Origin of the sequence: Chitinophaga sp., from assembly GCF_035564935.1 — a bacterium.
In the GTDB taxonomy this organism is placed as follows: Bacteria; Bacteroidota; Bacteroidia; order Chitinophagales; family Chitinophagaceae; genus Chitinophaga.
This window is the reverse complement of record NZ_DATMTE010000879.1, coordinates 1-3,933: the sequence shown is the minus strand read 5'-3', so window position 1 is coordinate 3,933 and position 3,933 is coordinate 1. Positions and strand designations below refer to the sequence as shown.

Genomic DNA, 3,933 nt, shown 5'->3' with positions numbered 1-3,933 from the left:
GAAGACAAAAACACTGATAAAAGCATTCAGGGAGCGACAGGTAGATGGATATATTATGGCGCCACCTACCGGTGTAGAAGATGAAATAAAGGCGCTCATGGATGACAATGTGCCGGTGATCCTTTTCGACCGTTACCTGCCTTCTCTTAATACCAGTACAGTAATCATCGATAATTATTCCGGCTCATACGAAGCCGTAAAACATCTGCGGGAAAATGGTTATACCAACATTGCCTTCATAACGCTGAACTCGGAGCAAACGCAGATGTGCGCCCGCCTGCAAGGCTATACCAAGGCTGTTGAAGATAGCGGGTACAATCCAATCGTAGCAAAACTTCCATATGAATTAAGTCATCAGGGGAGGCACGCGGAAAAATTAGTGCAGGAGTTTATGGAAAAACATGATAAAGTTGATGCGATCATTTTTGCGACTAATTATTTAGCTATAAACGGACTAATGGCGATCAGGGATTTAGGATTAGCAATACCGGATGATATTGCGGTAATAGGTTTCGACGACAATACGCACTTTAATTTATTTTCTCCTTCGATCACGGCCGTGGCTCAACCAATAGAAGAAATCGCGCAAGAAGTAGTACAGCAACTGCTCAACGCTTTATCAGATGAAAGGGAAAGTAAAAAGCGAAGAACGGTAATATTACCGGTTAAGTTAATTGTAAGAAATTCTTCTTTTCCCAAGGTGAAAAAGGAAATTGTTCACGCAGTACCATCGACGATGAAACACAGTTAATCGGTTAAATAATCAATCAAAATTTCAATAATAAGTAATAGGGCAAAAAGCGGTTTTGCCCTAATAGAAATCTTTTGTCTTTATAAACTTCCACTATGAAAAAAAATATTACCGCAGACGTTCTGCTGCCTTCCGGTATTTGGAGGCAATTGTACGGTAAGGTTTGCCTGGCGTTCCCGACTGCTATCCTGCTGCTATGGTCTTCTGCTAAGGCACAGGTGGCCGATACAAGAGTACATGGTCCAAAGCCGGATTCTGTAATTGAGATCTCAAAAACCGCTGCAACTGTTCCAATTCTTTATGGCGAACAATCAAAAGGCAGGCTACTACAGTCGGTTGCAACAGTTTACACCAATCAGTTAGTCACAACGCCTAGTCCCCAGTTCCTGCAGGCTTTGCCTGGCCGCCTGCCCGGACTGAATATCTTTTTTAGCAGCGGTGGCCCCGGTCTTGATGGAAACGGGATGGGCTTTAATATCCGTGGTGCCAGAGCGCAAATCGTTTTGATCGATGGCGTTGAAAGGGGATACCAATCCATCGACCCGGAACAGATTGAATCTGTCACTGTATTAAAAGATGCGCTTTCAACAGTCATGTTTGGTCAGCGTTCCTCCTACGGAATCATTTCCGTAAGAACAAAAAAAGGAGATATAGGCAAGCCCCGTATTTCATTTACCGCCCAATCAGGTTTTGAAACACCTACCGCCCTGCCCAAACCTTTATCTGCCTGGCAGTATGCCACCCTGTATAACGAGGCTAAGCAAAATGATGCCGGCGCAACACCGGTTATTCCCCAATATACCCAGGTTCAGATTGATGCATATAAAAATCAAACAGATCCCTATACCTATCCTGATGTAGACTGGTACAACACCCTGCTGGGTAAAAGAGCTGATGTAGCACGTTACAATCTTAATTTACAAGGTAGTGGAAAAGGATTCAGGTATTTTGTTGACCTGGATAATATGAGAGAAAAAGGAATTTTCAGAACCAGCAGTGAAAATAAATACAATACAAACTCCCAATTAAACCGGTATGCTTTGCGTTCGAATGTGGGAGTTGATGTAACGCCTGTAACTTTTGTGCAATTGAACCTTTTCGGCCGTTTTCAGCGTTACAATCAACCTGGTGGCGGAGCTTCAGGTATCTTTTCCTCGTTATTAAATACGCCGCAACTTGCTTATCCGGTTTTCAATCCTGATGGGACTTTGGGTGGCAGCGACAAATACCAGGGTAACGCCAATATCTGGGGCCAGGCCGTTGCCAGGGGATATCAGTTCCAGGATGTGAGAGATATTGCAGTTGACCTGGAGGTTACCCAGAAACTGGATGTGCTTACAAAAGGCCTTGTCCTGAAAGCTAAAGCGTCCAATAACAATACTACCTATTTTACAACCAAACGCGACAAAAATTTTGAAGTATACCAATACCTGGATGGAGCTTACACAAAGTATGGGTCAACAACTGAACAAGTAACCGGGGGAGGCGCAAATGAGAGATACCGGATTGTTTACCTGGAAGGCTCGCTTGCTTATGACAGAACCTTTAAAAAGCACGCTATTTCCGTATTGACAGTTGCGAACCAGCAAAGCAGGCTGGCATTCAATACCACGAACCTGCCGGAAAATTACACTGCTTATTCGGGTAAGCTGAATTATTGTTTTGATGAAAAATATATAGCTGAAGGCGCTGTTAGCTATGGGGGATACAACTGGCTGGCGCCATCAAAACGCTGGGCAACATACTGGGCCGGGGGGCTTGGCTGGAACCTGCATAAGGAAGCATTTATCAGCCGTAACCTGCCTTTCATCAGCAACCTGAAATTAAGAGCTAATTATGGATTGACCGGCCAGGTAAATGCCGGGTACTTTTCGTATATACAAACCTATTTCAGTGCCAATGGTTACTGGTTTGGCTCTGGCTCTTCACTTGAAAGGGGCTCAGGAGAAAACGCTATTGCCAATACAGGCCTTGATCCTGAAAAAGCCAAAAAGTTTGATGCGGGAATTGATCTTGGTCTCTGGAATAACAAATTGACAATAACTGCAGACTATTTCTTCAATAAGTTCTATGATCTTGTTGCTGCCCCTAACCTGACAACCACTGTTTTTGGGGCTGGCTATCCGCTTCAGAACTACCAGCGGTTTAACTATCGTGGTACAGACATTTCCGTGACCTGGCAACAGCGCGTAAAAGCGTTTAACTATTTTGTTTCCGGTAACTTCTCGCTTGTTCAGTCAAAGGTGGTTTACAATGCAGAATTGCCTAAAAACTACGATTACCAGGTTACGACGGGAAAACCGGTAGGGCAGCAGTATGGTTATACCGCAATTGGCCTGTTTAAATCCTATGATGAAATCAATGATCCTTCGACAGCGGTTATGCCTTCATCTCCCAAGTCTTCCCTGCGGCCCGGCGACATACGGTACCTTGACCGCAGCGGTGATGGCCAGATCACAATTGACGACCAGGGTCCAATTGGCAGTGCAAAACCTACAATATATTATGGTCTTTATACTGGCTTTAGTTTTAAAGGTCTTGATTTTTCAGTACTCCTCCAGGGCACATTAAATCGCCAGGGTTATTTCAGCGGCGATTTCATGAATGGCTTTGGAAACAGCGGACAAAATAATGCTTATGAATATAACCTGGGCCGGTTTACAGCGGCAACCGCTGAAACGGCAAAACAACCGAGGTTGTGGTTGGGTAACAACACGAATAATACCCAGATCTCTACTTTTTGGTTGAAGGACAATGATTTTGTGCGCCTCAAAAACGTGGAGATAGGCTATACTTTCCCTGAAAAATTATCCCGCAAAATTGGTCTTCCCTCAGTGCGCCTGTTTGCCAATGGATTGAACCTGCTCACCTGGGCGGAAATTTATGATATGAGGAAAGATTTGGATCCGGAGGCATGGGGAGCTGTTTATCCCATTATGAAGATTTTCAATTTCGGTATCAATATTAAATTTTAACCGACAATGTATTGCTGTATGAAAAAGAATTATGGCTGGATTTGTTTTGTTTTTGTTGCAGTCATCTTTACAGTATCATCCTGTAAAAAAGCATTTGAAGACAAACCTCTTGAGTTGCTTACTATAGATTATATCTTCGATGAGAGTGATCCTACCGGGGATCAGGCATATAAATGGGTAACAAATATATATGGGAAAATACCTACC

General features: G+C 43.6%; 3 protein-coding genes. All 3 read left to right on the top strand.

Annotated elements, in window-relative coordinates:
* Positions 1–751, top strand: a 751-nt coding sequence (locus VN105_RS22900) for a substrate-binding domain-containing protein (RefSeq protein WP_325644581.1), incomplete at its 5' end; no start/stop codon positions are given.
* A 95-nt stretch (positions 752–846) separates the two neighbouring features.
* On the top strand, positions 847–3,726 hold the full coding sequence (locus VN105_RS22895; protein ID WP_325644579.1) for a SusC/RagA family TonB-linked outer membrane protein: 2,880 nt from the start codon (positions 847–849) through the stop codon (positions 3,724–3,726).
* A gap of 18 nt (positions 3,727–3,744) precedes the next feature.
* Positions 3,745–3,933 (top strand): hypothetical protein (locus VN105_RS22890; protein WP_325644577.1); only part of this gene is annotated, 189 nt, incomplete at its 3' end.